The sequence below is a fragment of the Streptomyces pseudovenezuelae genome (assembly GCF_001513955.1).
Taxonomy (GTDB): domain Bacteria; phylum Actinomycetota; class Actinomycetes; order Streptomycetales; family Streptomycetaceae; genus Streptomyces; species Streptomyces pseudovenezuelae.
In genome coordinates, this window is the sequence record NZ_KQ948151.1 from 471,318 (window position 1) to 486,624 (window position 15,307).

Here is a 15,307-nt window from a genome sequence, read left to right on the forward strand (position 1 = left end):
CATCTTCGGCTCCTCCTGCGAGTGCTGCGCCCGGCTGGCGGCCGAGGAGGCCAACGTGGCGGCCGGAAGGTGCCGGGCCGCAACCGCTGGCACCCCAACATCCCGCCAGCCGTCACCGCGCGGCCCGGCTCGGAGTTCCGTGTCACTGCCGGGACTGGACCGACGACCAGATCGGGAACAGGGACGTCCGCGACGTCGGCCTCACCTACGCGCACATGCTCAGCGGGCTGGGGCTGGGGCCGGGGCTGCACCAGCATCTTCGCCCGCGACAGCGAGGCGGTTTTTTCGCCGACCAGCTCCCCGGCTCCTGCAAGGCCATCTGGGACATCCACGGCCAGCAGACCACTCACACCACATCCACGGCGTCTGCTACACCGGGATCACCCTTCCCGACCGGTTCGGCACCGAGTCCTCGGCCGAACTGCTGGCCCGCCGGAACGCCCGTGGGCAGGTCTCCATCGACACCGACCGCACCGGGTGCCGACCCTCGCACGCCCGCCTCTCGCCGACAACGCCCTGGCCGGCACGGCGAGCGGTGACGTCGGCAGGCGGATCGCCGCGGGGGCGCCCGTACCTGCACCCGCTGCTCCCGCGTCTTCTGCCACCGGCTACCGGCCATCGGCCCCGGACCGAGGTCGCCCGTGCGTGGGCCGACTGACGGACACGCCACTGGCGGCGGCCGGATCGCCAGAGGGAGCGCTGAGGGCGTCCTCGCCTTCGCGTCGACGCCCGACAGTGCCGGTCGGTCCTCCCGTCAGTTGGAGCTCGTCCCGCACGCAAGCGGACCGGTGTCGGTGACCGGCTCCCAGAGGGCCGGTCACGCAGGGCGGGCGCAGCAGGGCGCCGGGTTCGCCGCCCTCGAAGCCATTACTCGTCGTTCACCCACCGCATCAGCCGTTGCAGCGGGTAGAAGCCGTCGTGCGAGAGACCCGGTGGCATGCCGCCCGCCCTGCCCAGGGAGACCACGCGTTGTACGCCGGCGCAGGCGAGGGCGTCGCGCAGTTCCGCCTTGCGGGTGTCGGGGTACACGCCGACCGTCTGGGTGGCGACGCCGGCGTGGGCGACCGCCTCGGACAGCGCGCCGACCGGGACGACGTCGACGATCTTCCCGTCGGGGTGGAAGTCCACGGGTTCCGGTGAGCGGATGACCAGGCCCTGGCCGTCGTAGCCGCCCCACACCCGGTACTCGGGGTCCATGGACCGCAGGACGTCGATCTCCTCGCGCAGTTCCGCGGCGACCCGCGGGCCACCGGCCGAGCTGAACTCCCGTGCCACGCCGAGGCGTTCGCACAGCAGGGCGGCATAGCGGTCGGCGTCGTCCCAGGAGCCCTCGACGAACTGGAAGCGGCTGGCGACGCAGGCCTGCTGGTTGAAGAAGGTGGCGTCGGCGGCGCCCGCGTCGGCCGCCCGGGCCAGGCTCTCCTCGGACGCGAAGGCCTCGCGGCCGATCATCGAGATGGAGGTCTTGGGGTCGAAGGAGACCAGCTCGAAGCCCGGGCCGACGTACTTCAGCGCGCTGCGGATGGTGGCCTCGCCGCCCCAGGCGACGAGCTTGTCGAAGAACTGCGGGCGGAACAGCGCGCTCTCCACCGCCTCGTCGCCGCCGCGCCAGTACACCGCGGAGAACGACCGCACCACCGGGTGCCCGGGGGCGACCGCGGCCATGGTGCGCAGGATGGCGGTCGCGGTGAACAGGTCGTTGGAGGGCAGTTTCAGGAGGTTGACGCCCTTGGTGAGTGCGCCGCGCACGACGGACATCGCCGCGACGCCGGGTGCGTTGCCCGCGATGATGTGTACGAGGCGGGGCGGGAACGCGCGGATGGCCGCGGTCCGGTCGTCGGGCAGAGACACCTCGCGCCAGCCGTCGAGGACGTCCGCACCGCCGAGTTCGTGGTCGATCTGGGCGTACAGGACGGGGCGTTGGAAGCCGCGCCACAGCACGGCGTAGGCGCGCTCCAGCACCTCGGCGGGCAGCGGGCTGACCGGGGCCATCCGCTCCAGGGCTTCGGCGAGCAGGCCGCCGCGGTCGGCCTTGAGGGCCTCGCCGGTCTCCACGAGCAGGTCGACGATCTCCGCCACGGGCACGTGGAAGGCGGGGCCGGGTTCGGTGCGGGGCCAGACGAGGGCGTCGAGGTCGAGGGCCGGTGCGGTGAAGCGGCCGAGATCGACGGGGGTGCTCCGGTCGACCTCGCCCCGGATCATGTGGACTACGGTCACGGGGGCCGGCGCGGTGGCGTCGAGTGTCGTACCGCTCATCAGTGGATCATCCCCCGCACATAGGAGTCGAGTGTCGCGGCGCAGGTGATCTTGTCGTCGCCGCCGAGGTCGCCGTAGCGCCGGATGTCCGGCAGGACCGCCGGTCCCGGGCGGCCGCAGGCGCACGGCGAGAAGTCCACGAAGACCCGGTCGCCGCTGATGAGCCCGCCCCAGCGGCCTTCCAGGGAGACGTCGAGGAACGCGAACCGGCCCTCCACCACACCGTGTTCGAGGTTGAGCAGCTTTTCGCCGGGCTCGTCGAGCACCAGGGGGATCACCCAGGGCGGCACGTGGTAGTTGCCCTGCTCGCAGGCGAGGCAGGACCCCTGGAGTTCGGTCATGCCGTAGCTGCGTACGCGGCGTACGCCGTCGTAGAAGGCGGCGAGCTGTTGCTGGTAGTCGTCGGGGAGGGCGCGGCCCTTGTTGCCGCCGCCGCTGAGCACCAGCGTGTCCGGGTGCAGGCTGCCGTCGGCCACGCCGCGGGCGCGCAGGGCCTCGATCAGCGTGAACTGCTGGTTGTTCATGCCGGCGATGAGCAGCGGTTCGTCGCGGTGCGCGGCGATGTCGTCGACGATCTCGGCCATGGCCGCGCCCAGTTCCCGCTCGCGGGACCCGGAGACGGTCTCGTAGGAGCTGATCTCCTGCGGGGTCGCGGCGCCCTCGGCGATGCGGCGGCGCAGCAGCGCGCCGCTCATCAGCTCGGACACCCGCATCGGGTCCTCGGTGAGCAGCCGGGTCTCGCCGGGTTGGGCGAAGACGTCGGCGTGCCAGCGGAAGCCGTCGATGGAGCGCATCGGGCCGCTCGCCGGTGCGAGCAGATAGCCGCGGCGGGTGGGTTTCGCGGGCAGGGGGTCGGGCCAGCAGGTGAGGTGTTCCAGGATGTCGTGCAGGAAACTCAGGTCACTGGCGGCGCAGTTGAGGAAGGAGACCTTCCCGGAGGTGCCGCTGGTGATGTACGGGCGGTGGCCGGCGGCGGTGATGCGGTCGGTCCACTCGTCGATGTCGCGGACGCCGTCCATGTCGACGTCGCCGGGTTCGACGGCGGACACGGTGGTGTACCAGCGCAGGAGCCGGTCCCAGCGGCCGGCGGTGATGAGGGAGACGGGGTAGGACTTGTAGCTGGTGTGCGAGAAGAGCAGCGGTACGAGGTCGTCGAGGCCGGTGACCTCCTCGACGCCGGTCTCCGCCGCGCGGGTGCGCAGCAGCGGAACCCGCTCGCGGTGGGCGGTGAAGGTCTCCCGGGCGGCCTCCAGTTGCAACTCCTTCAGTTCGTCGGCGGGTTGGTCGAATGTGTCGCCGGAAAGGACGAGGGATCGGATCTGCTCGCGTGCGCCTGGCACAGCGTTCACCTCAATCAGTTGCGTAGGTTGTCTTGTCCGCTGTGGTGCGCGCGAGGTACGACGACTCGATCGCGTCGAGGTTGCCGCGCAGTTCCTCCGGGGTGCCGGTCATGGTGACGCGGCCGCGGTGCAGGACGTACACGCGGTCGGCGATGTCCAGCACCTTGCGCACGTGCTGTTCGACCAGCAGCGCGCCGAGGCCGCGGTCGGCCGCCTCGCGTACCGCGCGCAGCAGGCGGTCGACCACCAGCGGGGCGAGGCCGAGGGAGAGTTCGTCCGCGAGGAGCAGCTTGGGCGCGCGGCACAGGGCGCGGGCCAGCGACAGCATCTGCTGCTCGCCGCCCGACAGCATGCCCGCGCCGGTGGTGAGGCGCTTTTCGAGCTCGGGGAAGAGTTCCAGCGCCTGCCGGGACCTGACCCGGCCGACCCGCAGGTTGTCCGCGGTGTCGAGCCGGGTGAAGACGTCCCGCTCACCGACGTACGCCAGGCCCTGGCGGGCCCGGCGGTGCAGCGGTGCGCGGCCGGGTTCGCCCAGCCAGCGCACCTCGCCGCCCATCGGGGCGAGGCTGCCGGAGAGCGCCCGGAGGGTGGTGGTCTTGCCCGCCCCGTTGGGGCCGAGCAGGGCGACGACCTCGCCGGGCCGGACCTCCAGGTCGAGGTCGCGTACGACGGGCCGGCTGCCGTATCCGGCGGACAGGGAGCGGGCTTCGATCAGGGGTGTGTCGGTGTCCGGCACGGGCCTGCTCCTCAGCTGGACGGCAGTGCCGTCAGGACCTTGCGGACGTCGACGAAGGTCGATCCGGGCTTGGCCCACTCGATCTTCCCGTCGCGGATGGTCAGTTCGGTGGCGGTGGTGTTGTGGATGCGGTCGAGGCCCTTGATCGGCAGGGCCGTGGACGCCTTCCAGCTCAGCGGCGGGGTCAGTCCGCCGGTGCTGATGCCCGGGCTGGTGTCGAGCTCCTGCACGAGGGTCTTCGCCGTGATCGTCGGGAGCTTCTTGGCGGCCTCGGTGAAGACCTTGAAGGCCACCCAGGTCGTCTCGTTGGCGCCGTTGCTGGTGTCGATGTCCTTGTCGCCCTTGGCGGCGGCGAGGAAGTCCTTCCAGGCGGCGTCGGAGGTCGGCGGGAAGTAGCCGGTGATCGCGGCACCCTCCAGCGGGCCGCCGGCTCCGCCGGTGCTCTCGGCGAGCTGCGGGGTCAGGTTGCCGACGACGCTGCCGAGCTTCGTCTTGGCGCCCGACTGCACGTACGACTTCACGAACAGGCCCGAGGCGGTGCCCATGATCACGCTCACGCAGTCGCTCCCCTTGGTCGCGGCGGCGACCTGCGGGGCGAGGTCGGTGGCGGTGAGCGGCACCTTGATGTCCTTGGGCGCCGGCGCTCCGGCGGAGACCGCGCCGACGGTGAGGAACTGCGAGACGACCGCGGCGGCGGCGACGTCGTAGCGCACGCCGGAGATCTTCTTGCAGCCGTTCTGCACCAGTTGCCGGCCGTGGGCCGCGAAGACCACCGGGGTGCCGCCGTTGACGGGGAACGACAGCGGGTTGGAGAACTCGGCCGCCGAGACCCCGGTGCCGCCGATGTACGGGATGCCGGCCTTCTGGAGGACGGGCATGTAGCGATCGCCGGCGAGGCTGTAGGAGCCCACCACCGCGACCACCTTCTCGGCGACCGCCTGCTGGGCGCACTTCTCGGCCTCGTCGGGGTTGCCCTTCTCGTTGCAGGTGAGCACCTTCAGCGGGGCTCCCTTGATCCCGCCGTTGGCATTGATCCACTTCTCGTAGGCCTGGGCGGTGAGCCGGACTCCGGGCTGGGCGCTGCCCTGGGTGTCCTCCGGTGCCCAGACCATCACCTTGACCGGTGTGCCCTTCAGTGCGGAGGTCTCCTCTTTCGAACTGCCGGCCGCCTCTCCCCCGCAGCCGGCGGCGAGCAGGACCCCGGTCACCGCGAGGGCGCTCGCTGCGGTGGTTCTGCGTCGGCGTGAGTGGTTCATGGTTCCTCCGCTGTGCTCGTCGTCGAGATGCCGAACAGCATGGGGTGCGTTTTGTGGTTAGTGAAGTACTCTCGGCACAATTATTTAAATGAATGTGCTGTCTCGCACCTGCCCTCGGGAGGTTCCTCGATGGACGACGTCCTGCGTTTCGCGCTGCTCGGCCTCGGGCTCGGTGCCCTCTACGCGCTCACCGCGCACGGCATCGTGCTGGTCTACCGGGGCTCCGGCGTCCTGAACTTCGCGCACGGCGCGATCGGCATGGCCGGGGCCTATGTCCAGTGGGAGCTCGCCGGCCAGCACGGCGTGCCGTACTGGCCCGCCACCGCCTGCGGCGTGCTCACCTCAGCGGTGCTGGGCGTGCTCACCCACCTGCTGGTGCTCCGCCCGCTGCGCAGGGCGTCCTCGCTGGCCCGCCTGGTCGGCACCCTGGCGGTCTTCATCGTGCTCACCGCGATCGCCGTCAAGCGCTACGGCGACAGCCTCGAACTGGTGCCCGGCAAGCTGCCCACCAAGCTGCTGACGATCGCCGGGGCGACGGTCTCCGAGGACCGCATGTGGCTGATCGGCATCGCGGTCGCCGTGACCGTGCTCCTCCACCTCCTCTACAAGCGCACCCTGTTCGGCCTGGGCACGAGCGCGGTCGCGGAGAACGAGGCCGCGGCCGCCTCGCTCGGCTGGTCCCCCGACCTGATCGCCACCGGCAACTGGGCCCTGGGATCGGCACTCGCCGGACTGACCGGCATCCTGATCGTGCCGGTCATCGGCCTCTCGGTGACCGGGCTGACCACCCTCCTGCTCAGCGCCCTGGCCGCCGCCCTGGTCGGCAGGTTCTCCTCGTTCCCCATCACGCTGGCGGGCGGCCTGGTCATCGGCGTCGTGCAGTCCGAACTGACCCGCTTCGGCTCCGACGTCACCGGACTCGCCGCCTCGGTCCCCTTCCTGTTCATCGCCCTCGTACTGGTCGCACGCGGCCGGGCCCTGCCGCTGCGCGGCACCTTCCTTGACCGGCTGCCCGGTCTCGGCACCGGGAAGGTCCGGCCCCTGCCGCTGGCGCTCGCCGTCGTGGCCGGGCTGTCGCTGGTGAGCCTGGCGACACCGCTCTGGGCCGACGCGATCACCACGACCCTGGTGCTGTCACTGATCATCCTGTCGATCGTCGTGGTCACCGGATACGCGGGACAGGTCTCCCTCGCGGCCTACGCCCTGGCCGGGACCGGCGCCTTCCTCGCCGGACACGCGGCGGCAGACTGGGGATGGCCCTTCGAACTCGCTCTGCTGGCAGGGGTGTTGGGCACCGTGCCGATCGGCTTGCTGTTCGCGCTCCCCGCGGTCCGCACCCGTGGCGTCAACCTCGCGATCATCACGCTCGGCCTCGGCACCACCCTGGAGGCGATGGTCTTCCAGAACACCGACCTGTCGACGACCCCCGGCAGCGACGGCATCGCGGTGGGCAAGCAGACACTCTTCGGCATCAGCATCTCCGGCGTCGACCATCCACAGCGGTACGCCGCCGTGGTGCTCGTGCTGTTCGTCGCCGCCACGCTCGTCGTCGCCAACGTGCGGCGCAGCCGTACCGGCCGCCGGCTGATCGCCGTACGGGCGAACGAGCGGGCCGCCGCCGCCCTCGGCATCGACGTCCGCGCCGCCAAGCTCTACGCCTTCGGCCTCTCCTCGGCCATCGCCGCGCTCGCCGGAGTGCTCACCGGCTTCCGCTCGACGTCGGTCGTCCTGTCCGACTTCGCGAGCTTCGGCTCCATCACCGCGCTCGGTCTCGCGGTCATCGGCGGGGTCGGCTTCCTCGTCGGTCCGCTGTTCGGCGCGACCTTCGCCGCGGGCACGGTGGGCGCCCGGTTCGGGGACCTCGTGCTGCCCGGGCTCAGCGCGTGGATGCCGCTGATCGGCGGCATCATCCTGGTGCTGACCCTGGTGGGCAACCAGGACGGCATCGGGAAGGGGCTCGGCACACAGGCGGCGAGGATCCGGCTCCAACGGCCCACGAAGCGGCCTGCGACCGTCCCACAGCGACAGTCACAGCCGACCGTGCCCCGCGCCGCCCCACTCCCACTCCAGGTACGGGACCTCACCGTCCGCTACGGCGGTGTCGTCGCCGTCGACGGGCTCTCACTGGACGTCGCACCGGGCCAGGTCGTGGGGCTCATCGGTCCCAACGGCGCCGGCAAGACCTCCGCCATCGACGCGGTCACCGGCTTCACCCGGGCCACATCGGGCAGCGTGCGGCTCGGGGACCGGGACGCGACCCGGCTGCCGGTCCACCGGCGGGCCGCCGCCGGGCTGAGCCGGTCCTTCCAGTCCCTGGAGCTGTTCGAGGACATGACCGTCCTGGACAACCTGTACGCGGCCTGCGACCGACCTGGCCGGTGGGCCTGCCTCACCGACCTGGTCCGTCCCGGCAGCCGCCCGCTTCCTGCCCATGTGCTGGTCGCGGTACGGGAGTTCGGCCTCCAGGACAGTCTGGACCGGCCGGTGGACGACCTGTCGTACGGAGAGCGCCGGCTGCTGGCCATCGCCCGCGCCGTCGCGGCCTCGCCGTCCGTGCTGCTCCTCGACGAACCGGCGGCCGGTCTGTCGGACGACGAGACCCAGGAACTGGCGCACCTGGTACGGCGGCTCGCCGAGGACTGGGGCATGGGGGTGCTGCTCGTCGAGCACGACGTCGACATGGTGATGAGCGTCTGCGACCAGGTCGTGGTCCTCGACTTCGGACGGCGGATCTGCGCCGGTACGCCGGAGGAGGTCCGGCGCGATCCTGCGGTCCGGGCGGCCTACCTGGGCGACCTGGAGCCGGAGACGCCGGCCTGAGCGTCCCGTCCGCGGTACGCCGAGAGCCGGAGGCGCTGAGATCAGCGCCTCCGGCGGCAACGACAGGAACTGTGTCAGGCGTCGCGCAGGTCCGCGACGTACGGCTGGTGGGACAGCAGTCCGCCGTCCACGCGCAGGGTGTGCCCGGTGATGAAGGCCGACTCGTCGCAGGCGAGGAAGACGACCGCCGACGCGACGTCCTCCGGGCGTCCCAGGCGCGGGGTGAGGTGATGGCGCAGCATCGCCTCCCGGATCGCTCCGTGCGCCGAACCGGAGCTGGCCGGTGTGACGATGAACCCGGGGGCGATGGCGTTGCAGCGCACGCCCTGCTTGCCGTACTGGGTGGCGACGTATTGCGTGAGGTTGACGAGGGCGGCCTTCGAGGCGCCGTACGCCGGGTTGCGCAGGTCGCCCGAAAGCCCGGCCCCTGACGAGGTGTTGACGATGGAGCCGCCGCCGCGCGCGATCATGTGCGGGACGGCGGCCTGGATGGCGACCATGGTCCCGCGCAGGTTGATGCGCATCGTGTCGTCCCAGACCGCAGGGTCGGCCTCCACGACGGCGAGGTCCTGGCGGGCGGCCAGGTGGGTGGCGGCCGCGTTGTTGTGCAGGACGTCGAGACCGCCGTACGTCTCGACCGCGGCGGCCACCATGGCCCGTACGCTCTCGATGTCGCCGAGGTCGACCGGGACCGCCGTCGCGGAGCCGCCGGCGGCGCGGATCTCCTCCGTCACCGCCTTGGCACCGTCGAGGTTCAGGTCGGCGACCACCGTGTGCGCGCCCTCGGCCGCCAAGCGGCGGGCGGTGGCCGCCCCGATGCCGGACGCGGCCCCGGTGACGACGGCGATCTTGTCCTGGAGTCGCGTCATCGCGAACCGCCTCTCCTACTCGGTGAGTTGACTGCCGACGACCGACACGAACGAGACGCACTCGCCGGGTCCGCCGCCGAGGTTGTGGGTGAGGGCGAGCGAGCGTCCTTCGGCCACGGACTTCACCGTCCGCTCTGCCGGTGCCTCGCCGCGCAGTTGGAGCCAGGCTTCGAACATCATGCGCAGTCCTGAGGCGCCGATGGGGTGGCCGAAGGCCTTCAGTCCGCCGTCCGGGTTGACCGGCAGCGAGCCGTCCAGGTCGAACGCCCCGCTGGTGACGTCCTTCCAGCCCTGTCCGCGCTCGGCGAAGCCCAGGTCCTCCATCAGCACCAACTCCGTGGGCGTGAAGCAGTCGTGGACCTCGGCGAGGGCGAGTTCGGCGCGCGGGTCGGTGATGCCGGCCTGCCGGTAGGCCTCCTGTGCGGAGGCGACGACCTCGGGGAAGGTGGTGAAGTCGTACTCGGGGTCGAGGAGTCCGTCGGCGGGACCGGCGGCGAAGGACAGCGCTTTCACGAAGATCGGCCGGTCGGTGTACTTGTAGGCGTCCTCGGCGCGCACCACGATCGCCGCCGCCGAACCGTCCGAGACGCCCGAGCAGTCGAACACGCCGAGCATGCCCGCGACGATCGGGGCCGACCGGATGCGCTCCAGCGGCACCTCCTTGCGGAACTGCGCGCGCGGGTTGCGGGCCCCGTTGACGTGGTTCTTCCATGCGATGCGGGTGATGACGTCCTTCATCTCCTCCTCCGCCAGGCCGTACTTGGCGGCGTAGGCGGGGGCCAGGAGGGAGAAGTTCGCGGGGGCGGTGATCTCCCCGCGGCTGTCGTCGCCCGCGCCCGGGATGGCCGTACCGGACAGCCCGGACATGCCGGAGTCCTTGAGCTTCTCCACGCCGACGGCCATCGCCACGTCGTACGCCCCCGAGGCGACGGCGTAGCAGGCGTTGCGCAGGGCCTCGGAGCCGGTCGCGCACATGTTCTCGACGCGGGTGACCGGCTTGTTGGGCAGGTGGAGCGCCCGGCTCAGGGTCAGCCCGGACACGCCGGAGGCCTGGGTGCCGAACCAGTACGCGTCGATGTCGTCGAGGGTGATGCCGGCCGAGGTGACGGCCTCGCCGACGGCGTCGATCAGCAGGTCGTCCGCCGAGCGGGTCCAGTGCTCGCCGAAGGGCGTGCAGCCCATGCCGACGATCGCGACCCGGTCCCGTATTCCGTGCGAGCCCATCAGTGTGTCCCCTCGGTCTCGCCCGTGCGCACCGGCCGGGCCTTCCAGAAGTAGTTGTGGACGCCGGACGCGGTGACCGTGCGGCGGAACGTCATCTCGACCCGGGCGCCGATGGCGGCGTCGGCCTCGGTGGCGTCGGTCAGCTGGCAGCGGAACCGGCCGCCGCCGTCGTAGTCGACGACCACGACGAGCATCGGCGGGCTGGGCGTTGCCGCCAGGCGGTCGACGGTGAACGTGGCGACCGTGCCGCGCACGTGCGCCATCGGCTCGTCGGTCATGGCGTCGATGCTCCGGCAGGAGGTGCACACCCGGTCCGGCGGCAGATGCCGGGTGGCGCATTTCTCGCAACGGGAGGCGACGAAGCCGTACTTCCAGCCGGTGCGGCGGTGTGCGGGCGGCGCGTAGGGCGGCTCGGGGTCCGGCCGGCGGGGCGGTTCACGGTCGAGGAGGCCGCGCCAGGACAGATAGGTGGCGTACGGCATCGGGGCGCTGCCCGCGGCGATCTGGGCGGCGACCGGGCGGGCCGCGCGATGGGCCGGGAGCGCGTCGGTGGCGCGCAGGAGGAGGACTCCGGCGCCGTCGCCGAGCACGACGAGGGCGATGGTCTCGCCGGGCCGGGCCCGGTCGAGGACGTCGGCGAGGAGCAGTCCGGGCTGCGCGGTGCCGGCGTTGCCGATCGCCCCGGTGAGGTCCGGGGTCACCGCCTCGGGACGGACACCGGCGGTGCGCCGGACCGTCGCGCACGCGCGCGTGTGCAGGCCCGCGACCACGAAGTGGTCGATCGAGCCGACGTCGAGCGCCGCGTGGTCGAGGGCCGCGGTGAGCGCCTTGTCCGCGAGGGACACGTAGATCTCCTCGGCGAAGCGCTCCTCCCAGACCCGGGAGACGGGCGCGCCCGGCAGCCGCCAGCGGTCGAGGAGCTCGTCGCTGACCGTGTCGTGGGCGAGCACCTCCGCGATGACGGGGGCGCCGTTGCGGTGTCCGCCGAAGACGAACGCCGCCGCGCCGTCGCCGCCCGCGACCTCGTCGGCGCCGCCGGGGAGGCCGGTGCGCAGGTCCGACAGGATCGTCAAGGTCGGTACCGGGGAGCGGGCGGCCGTGACCAGGGCGCCGAGGCCGGAGCGCACGGAGCCGGCCATGTCGGCGGCGAGCACGTGCCGGTCGAGGCCGAGTGCGGCGTGGACGGCGGTGGCGTTGGTCTTGTCGAGGTAGGCGGGTGCGGCGGTGGCGAGGAAGAGCTGGCTGACGCGGGCGCGCAGGCCGTCGTGGGCCAGGGCGCCGCGGGCCGCCTCGACGGCCATGGACGTGGTGTCCTCGTCGTAGCCCGCGACCGCGCGGGTTCCCTTGCCTCCCCTGCCGCCCAGGGCGGCTGCGACATCCGTCCTCGCGAGACGGTGGTACGGCACGTAGGCGCCGTATGCGATCAGTCCGGCCATGTCAGCGTCCTCCATGAGCGTGGGTTGCGTCGGTCGGCCGTTCGAAGACCGCGGCCAGGCCCTGGCCACCGCCGAGGCACATGGTCTCCAGGCCGTAGCGGGCCTGGCGGCGGTCGAGTTCGCGCAGCAGGGTGGCGAGGATGCGGCCGCCGGTGGCGCCGACGGGGTGGCCCAGCGAGATGCCGGAGCCGTTGACGTTGAACCGTTCGAAGTCGGTCTCGGTCAGGCCCCATTCACGGGTGCAGGCCAGTACCTGGGCGGCGAAGGCCTCGTTGAGTTCGATCAGGTCGATGTCGGCGAGCTTGAGTCCGGCCCGCTCCAGGGCCCGGGCGGTGGCGGGTACCGGTCCGATGCCCATCGTCTCGGGTGGTACGCCGACGACGGCCCAGGAGACCAGGCGGCCCAGCGGGCGCAGTCCGAGTTCGGCGGCGCGCTCGGGGTGGGTCACGACGCACAGTGCGGCGCCGTCGTTCTGGCCGCTGGCGTTGCCCGCGGTGACGGTGGCCTCCGGGTCCTGGCGGCCGAGCACGGGACGCAGTGTCGCGAGCTTCTCCAACGAGGAGTCGTGGCGCGGGTGTTCGTCGGTGTCGACGACCGTGACACCCTTCCGGGACCGCACGGCGACGGGCACGATCTCGTCCGCGAACCTGCCCTCCCGCTGGGCCGCGACGGCCTTCTCGTGGGAGCGCAGGGCGAGTTGGTCCTGTTCCTCGCGAGGGATGGCGTACTCGCGCCGAAGGTTCTCGGCGGTCTCCAACATGCCCCCGGGGACGGGGTGGTTGACCCCTCCGGACGTGACGCGCCCGCGCGCCAGCCGGTCGTGCAGGGAGGTGCCGGCCCCGCGTACGCCCCAGCGCACACCGGTCGTGTAGAACTCGGCCTGGCTCATGGACTCGACGCCCCCGGCCAGCACGAGGTCGCTCGCGCCGGTCTGCACCTGCATGGCCGCGGTGATGATCGCCTGCAGTCCGGAGCCGCAGCGGCGGTCGATCTGGAGTCCTGGGACCTCGACGGGCAGTCCGGCGTCCAGGGCGGCCACGCGGCCGATGGCGGGGGCCTCGCCGTTGGGGTAGCACTGGCCCAGCAGGACGTCGTCCACGGCCGCGGGCGGTATGCCGGTGCGTTCCAGTACGGCGCGCACGACGGTAGCGGCCAGTTCGGCCGCGGTGACGTCCCGGAAAACGCCCCCGTAGCCCCCGACCGGAGTCCGTATCGGTTCGCAGATCACCGCGTCACGCATCGGTCATGCCTTTCATCAGCGGGTTCACATGTACCGGCCGCCGGTGACCTCGACCACGGCTCCGGTGACGTAGCTCGCGAGATCGGAGGCGAGGAACAGGACGGCCTGGGCGACCTCGGCGGGCTCTCCGGCACGTCCCATGGGGATCTCCGCGAGCTTCGCGTCCCAGGCGGCCCTGGGCATCGCCTCGGTCATGGCGGTGCGGATCAGGCCGGGCTGGACGGCGTTGACGCGGATCCCGGCCCGGGCGAGCTCCTTGGCGGAGGCCTTGGTGAGGCCGACGAGTCCCGCCTTGGCCGCGCTGTAGTTGGTCTGGCCGAAGTTGCCGACCTTGCCGGCGATGGAGGAGATGTTGACGATGCTGCCGCCCCGGCCGTGGGCGCGCATCGCCTCGGCGGCGTACCGGGTGCCGTTCCAGGCGCCGGTCAGATGCACGTCGACCACGGCGCGGAAGTCGGCGAGAGCCATCTTGCGCAGGGTCGCGTCCCGGGTGATCCCGGCGTTGTTGACCATGACGCCGACCGGTCCGAAGCTGTCGGTGCAGTGGGCGACGAGGGCGGCGACCTCGTCCTCGTCGGTGACGTCGCAGCGCAGCGAGGTGGCCGCCACGCCCTTCTTGGCGAGGCGTTCGGCGGCTTCCGCCGCCGCGTCCTCGTTGATGTCACCGAGGACGACGGACGCCCCCTCGGCGCCGAGTACTCCCGCGATCTCGAAGCCGATGCCCTGTGCGCCGCCGGTGATCACCGCGTTGCGGCCGTCCAGCAGTCCCATGTCAGCCCGCCCTGGCTCGACGCTATTCCTCTTAAATAGATAACCTATTATGCTGAAACAATCAATACAGCGCCGGAGCTGTGCGCACGGGACCGGACGAGGAGAGTACGCAGGTGGACATCAGCTATCCCCCCGAGACCGAAGCGTTCCGCACCGAGGTCAGGGCCTTCCTCGCCGGGACACTGCCGCCGGACTGGAAGGGCATCGGCGCCCTCGACGAGGAGGCGGCCTGGGCCTTCGCCCGAAACTGGCGCCGGCTGCTGGCCGAGCACCGCTACCTTTCACTGACCTGGCCCCAGCAGTACGGCGGCCGGGGCCTGACCAAGCTCCACCAGGTGGTGCTGACGGAGGAACTGGCCCTGGCCGGTGTGCCGTTCGGGCTGCCGCAGGACACCTTCGGCGTGAAGATGCTGGCGAACACGCTGCTGCGCTGGGGCACGGACGAGCAGAAGGCCCACTTCCTCCCCCGCATCCTCAGCGGCGCGGACACCTGGTGCCAGGGGTACTCGGAGCCGGACGCGGGCTCCGACCTGGCCTCCCTGCGGACGCGCGCGGTGCGTGACGGCGAGGAGTGGGTGATCGACGGCCAGAAGGTATGGACCTCCGGCGCCCATCACAGCGACTGGATCTTCGTCCTGGCCCGCACGAACCCGGACGCCCCCAGACACCGCGGCATCTCCTTCCTGCTCGTCCCGCTCGACCAGCCCGGCGTCGAGGTGCGGCCGTTCCGCATGATGAGCGGGCAGCTCCATTTCAACGAGGTCTTCTTCAACGGCGCCCGCACCCGCGCCGACCTTGTCGTGGGGGGCGTCGACAACGGCTGGACCGTCGCCCAGAGCCTGCTCGGCGTGGAGCGCGGGGAGGAGGCGGCGACCAACCCGATCCTCTTCAAGGCGGAGGTGGAACGCCTGGTCGAGCTGGCGCGGCTGTACGGCAAGGACCAGGACCCGGTGATCCGGCAGCGCATCGCCTGGTGCTGGTCCAAGGTCGAGATCATGCGCTATCTCGGCTACCGGATCCTCACCGGCTGGCTCAAGGGCACCGAGCCCGGCCCCGAGTCATCGATCGCCAAGCTGTACTGGAGCGAGTACCACACCAAGGTCACCGATCTCGCGATGGACATCATGGGCCTGCACGGCCAGGTGCCGGTCGGCCGCCCGCCCCTGCGTACCTACCGCACCGACGATCCCGGCGCGGCGAACTCCTCTGCGTCCTGGTCGACGACGTACCTCATCGCCCGCTCCGGCACCATCTATGCCGGAACCTCCCAGGTTCAGCGGAACATCCTCGCGGAGAAGGTGCTGGGGCTGCCGCGCGAGCCGAGGGCGGCGGCGGGCTAGAGCCCGGCCGGCGGACCGC

The 15,307-nt window shown here is 71.7% G+C and carries 11 protein-coding genes; 2 read left to right on the top strand and 9 right to left on the bottom strand.

What is annotated here, in order from left to right; translation table 11 throughout:
- Positions 1-867: 867 nt before the first annotated feature.
- From AQI94_RS33845 to AQI94_RS33860, 4 genes are read right to left on the bottom strand one after another with little or no spacing between them, the layout of a single operon-like run.
- Entirely contained in the window at positions 868-2,256 is a 1,389-nt protein-coding gene (locus AQI94_RS33845; protein ID WP_031055223.1) for an acyl-CoA reductase, read from the bottom strand.
- Positions 2,256-3,596, bottom strand: a complete 1,341-nt coding sequence (locus tag AQI94_RS33850) for a phenylacetate--CoA ligase family protein (RefSeq protein ID WP_031055220.1) — start codon at positions 3,594-3,596, stop codon at positions 2,256-2,258. Before AQI94_RS33850 ends, AQI94_RS33845 begins: the two co-directional genes overlap by 1 nt.
- Positions 3,597-3,606: 10 nt before the next feature.
- Positions 3,607-4,332: an ABC transporter ATP-binding protein gene (locus tag AQI94_RS33855; RefSeq protein ID WP_031055218.1), complete on the bottom strand. Its 726-nt coding sequence runs from the start codon at positions 4,330-4,332 to the stop codon at positions 3,607-3,609.
- Positions 4,333-4,343: 11 nt separating this feature from the next.
- On the bottom strand, positions 4,344-5,588 hold the full coding sequence (locus AQI94_RS33860; RefSeq protein ID WP_031055215.1) for an ABC transporter substrate-binding protein: 1,245 nt from the start codon (positions 5,586-5,588) through the stop codon (positions 4,344-4,346).
- 129 nt (positions 5,589-5,717) lie between these two features.
- On the opposite strand from AQI94_RS33860, the gene AQI94_RS33865 reads away from it, so the two are divergent.
- Positions 5,718-8,408, top strand: a complete 2,691-nt coding sequence (locus tag AQI94_RS33865) for an ABC transporter permease subunit (RefSeq protein ID WP_031055210.1) — start codon at positions 5,718-5,720, stop codon at positions 8,406-8,408.
- A gap of 74 nt (positions 8,409-8,482) precedes the next feature.
- Here AQI94_RS33865 and AQI94_RS33870 read toward each other — a convergent pair whose 3' ends face one another.
- From AQI94_RS33870 to fabG, 5 genes are read right to left on the bottom strand one after another with little or no spacing between them, the layout of a single operon-like run.
- The gene (locus tag AQI94_RS33870; protein ID WP_031055208.1) at positions 8,483-9,277 is read right to left on the bottom strand and encodes an SDR family NAD(P)-dependent oxidoreductase; all 795 of its coding nucleotides are present in this window, start codon (positions 9,275-9,277) and stop codon (positions 8,483-8,485) included.
- A gap of 15 nt (positions 9,278-9,292) precedes the next feature.
- A complete protein-coding gene (locus tag AQI94_RS33875) occupies positions 9,293-10,501 on the bottom strand; it encodes an acetyl-CoA acetyltransferase (protein WP_031055203.1) in 1,209 nt (402 codons plus the stop codon).
- The gene (locus tag AQI94_RS33880) at positions 10,501-11,937 is read right to left on the bottom strand and encodes an OB-fold domain-containing protein (RefSeq protein WP_031055200.1); all 1,437 of its coding nucleotides are present in this window, start codon (positions 11,935-11,937) and stop codon (positions 10,501-10,503) included. Before AQI94_RS33880 ends, AQI94_RS33875 begins: the two co-directional genes overlap by 1 nt.
- 1 nt (position 11,938) lies before the next feature.
- Positions 11,939-13,177, bottom strand: a complete 1,239-nt coding sequence (locus AQI94_RS33885) for an acetyl-CoA C-acetyltransferase (RefSeq protein ID WP_031055198.1) — start codon at positions 13,175-13,177, stop codon at positions 11,939-11,941.
- Between the two features lie 24 nt (positions 13,178-13,201).
- A complete protein-coding gene (fabG, locus tag AQI94_RS33890; protein WP_031055195.1) occupies positions 13,202-13,948 on the bottom strand; it encodes a 3-oxoacyl-ACP reductase FabG in 747 nt (248 codons plus the stop codon).
- A 113-nt stretch (positions 13,949-14,061) separates the two neighbouring features.
- Here fabG and AQI94_RS33895 point away from each other — a divergent pair, with 113 nt between their 5' ends.
- The gene (locus AQI94_RS33895; protein ID WP_031055193.1) at positions 14,062-15,288 is read left to right on the top strand and encodes an acyl-CoA dehydrogenase family protein; all 1,227 of its coding nucleotides are present in this window, start codon (positions 14,062-14,064) and stop codon (positions 15,286-15,288) included.
- Positions 15,289-15,307: the final 19 nt, after the last annotated feature.

Excerpts from the sequence above, each read along its gene's own strand:
- AQI94_RS33845 (WP_031055223.1), bottom strand. The coding sequence starts at position 2,256 with ATGAGCGGTACGACACTCGACGCCACCGCGCCGGCCCCCGTGACCGTA.
- AQI94_RS33860 (WP_031055215.1), bottom strand. The coding sequence starts at position 5,588 with ATGAACCACTCACGCCGACGCAGAACCACCGCAGCGAGCGCCCTCGCG.
- AQI94_RS33865 (WP_031055210.1), top strand. The coding sequence starts at position 5,718 with ATGGACGACGTCCTGCGTTTCGCGCTGCTCGGCCTCGGGCTCGGTGCC.
- AQI94_RS33870 (WP_031055208.1), bottom strand. The coding sequence starts at position 9,277 with ATGACGCGACTCCAGGACAAGATCGCCGTCGTCACCGGGGCCGCGTCC.
- AQI94_RS33875 (WP_031055203.1), bottom strand. The coding sequence starts at position 10,501 with ATGGGCTCGCACGGAATACGGGACCGGGTCGCGATCGTCGGCATGGGC.
- AQI94_RS33880 (WP_031055200.1), bottom strand. The coding sequence starts at position 11,937 with ATGGCCGGACTGATCGCATACGGCGCCTACGTGCCGTACCACCGTCTC.
- AQI94_RS33885 (WP_031055198.1), bottom strand. The coding sequence starts at position 13,177 with ATGCGTGACGCGGTGATCTGCGAACCGATACGGACTCCGGTCGGGGGC.
- fabG (WP_031055195.1), bottom strand. The coding sequence starts at position 13,948 with ATGGGACTGCTGGACGGCCGCAACGCGGTGATCACCGGCGGCGCACAG.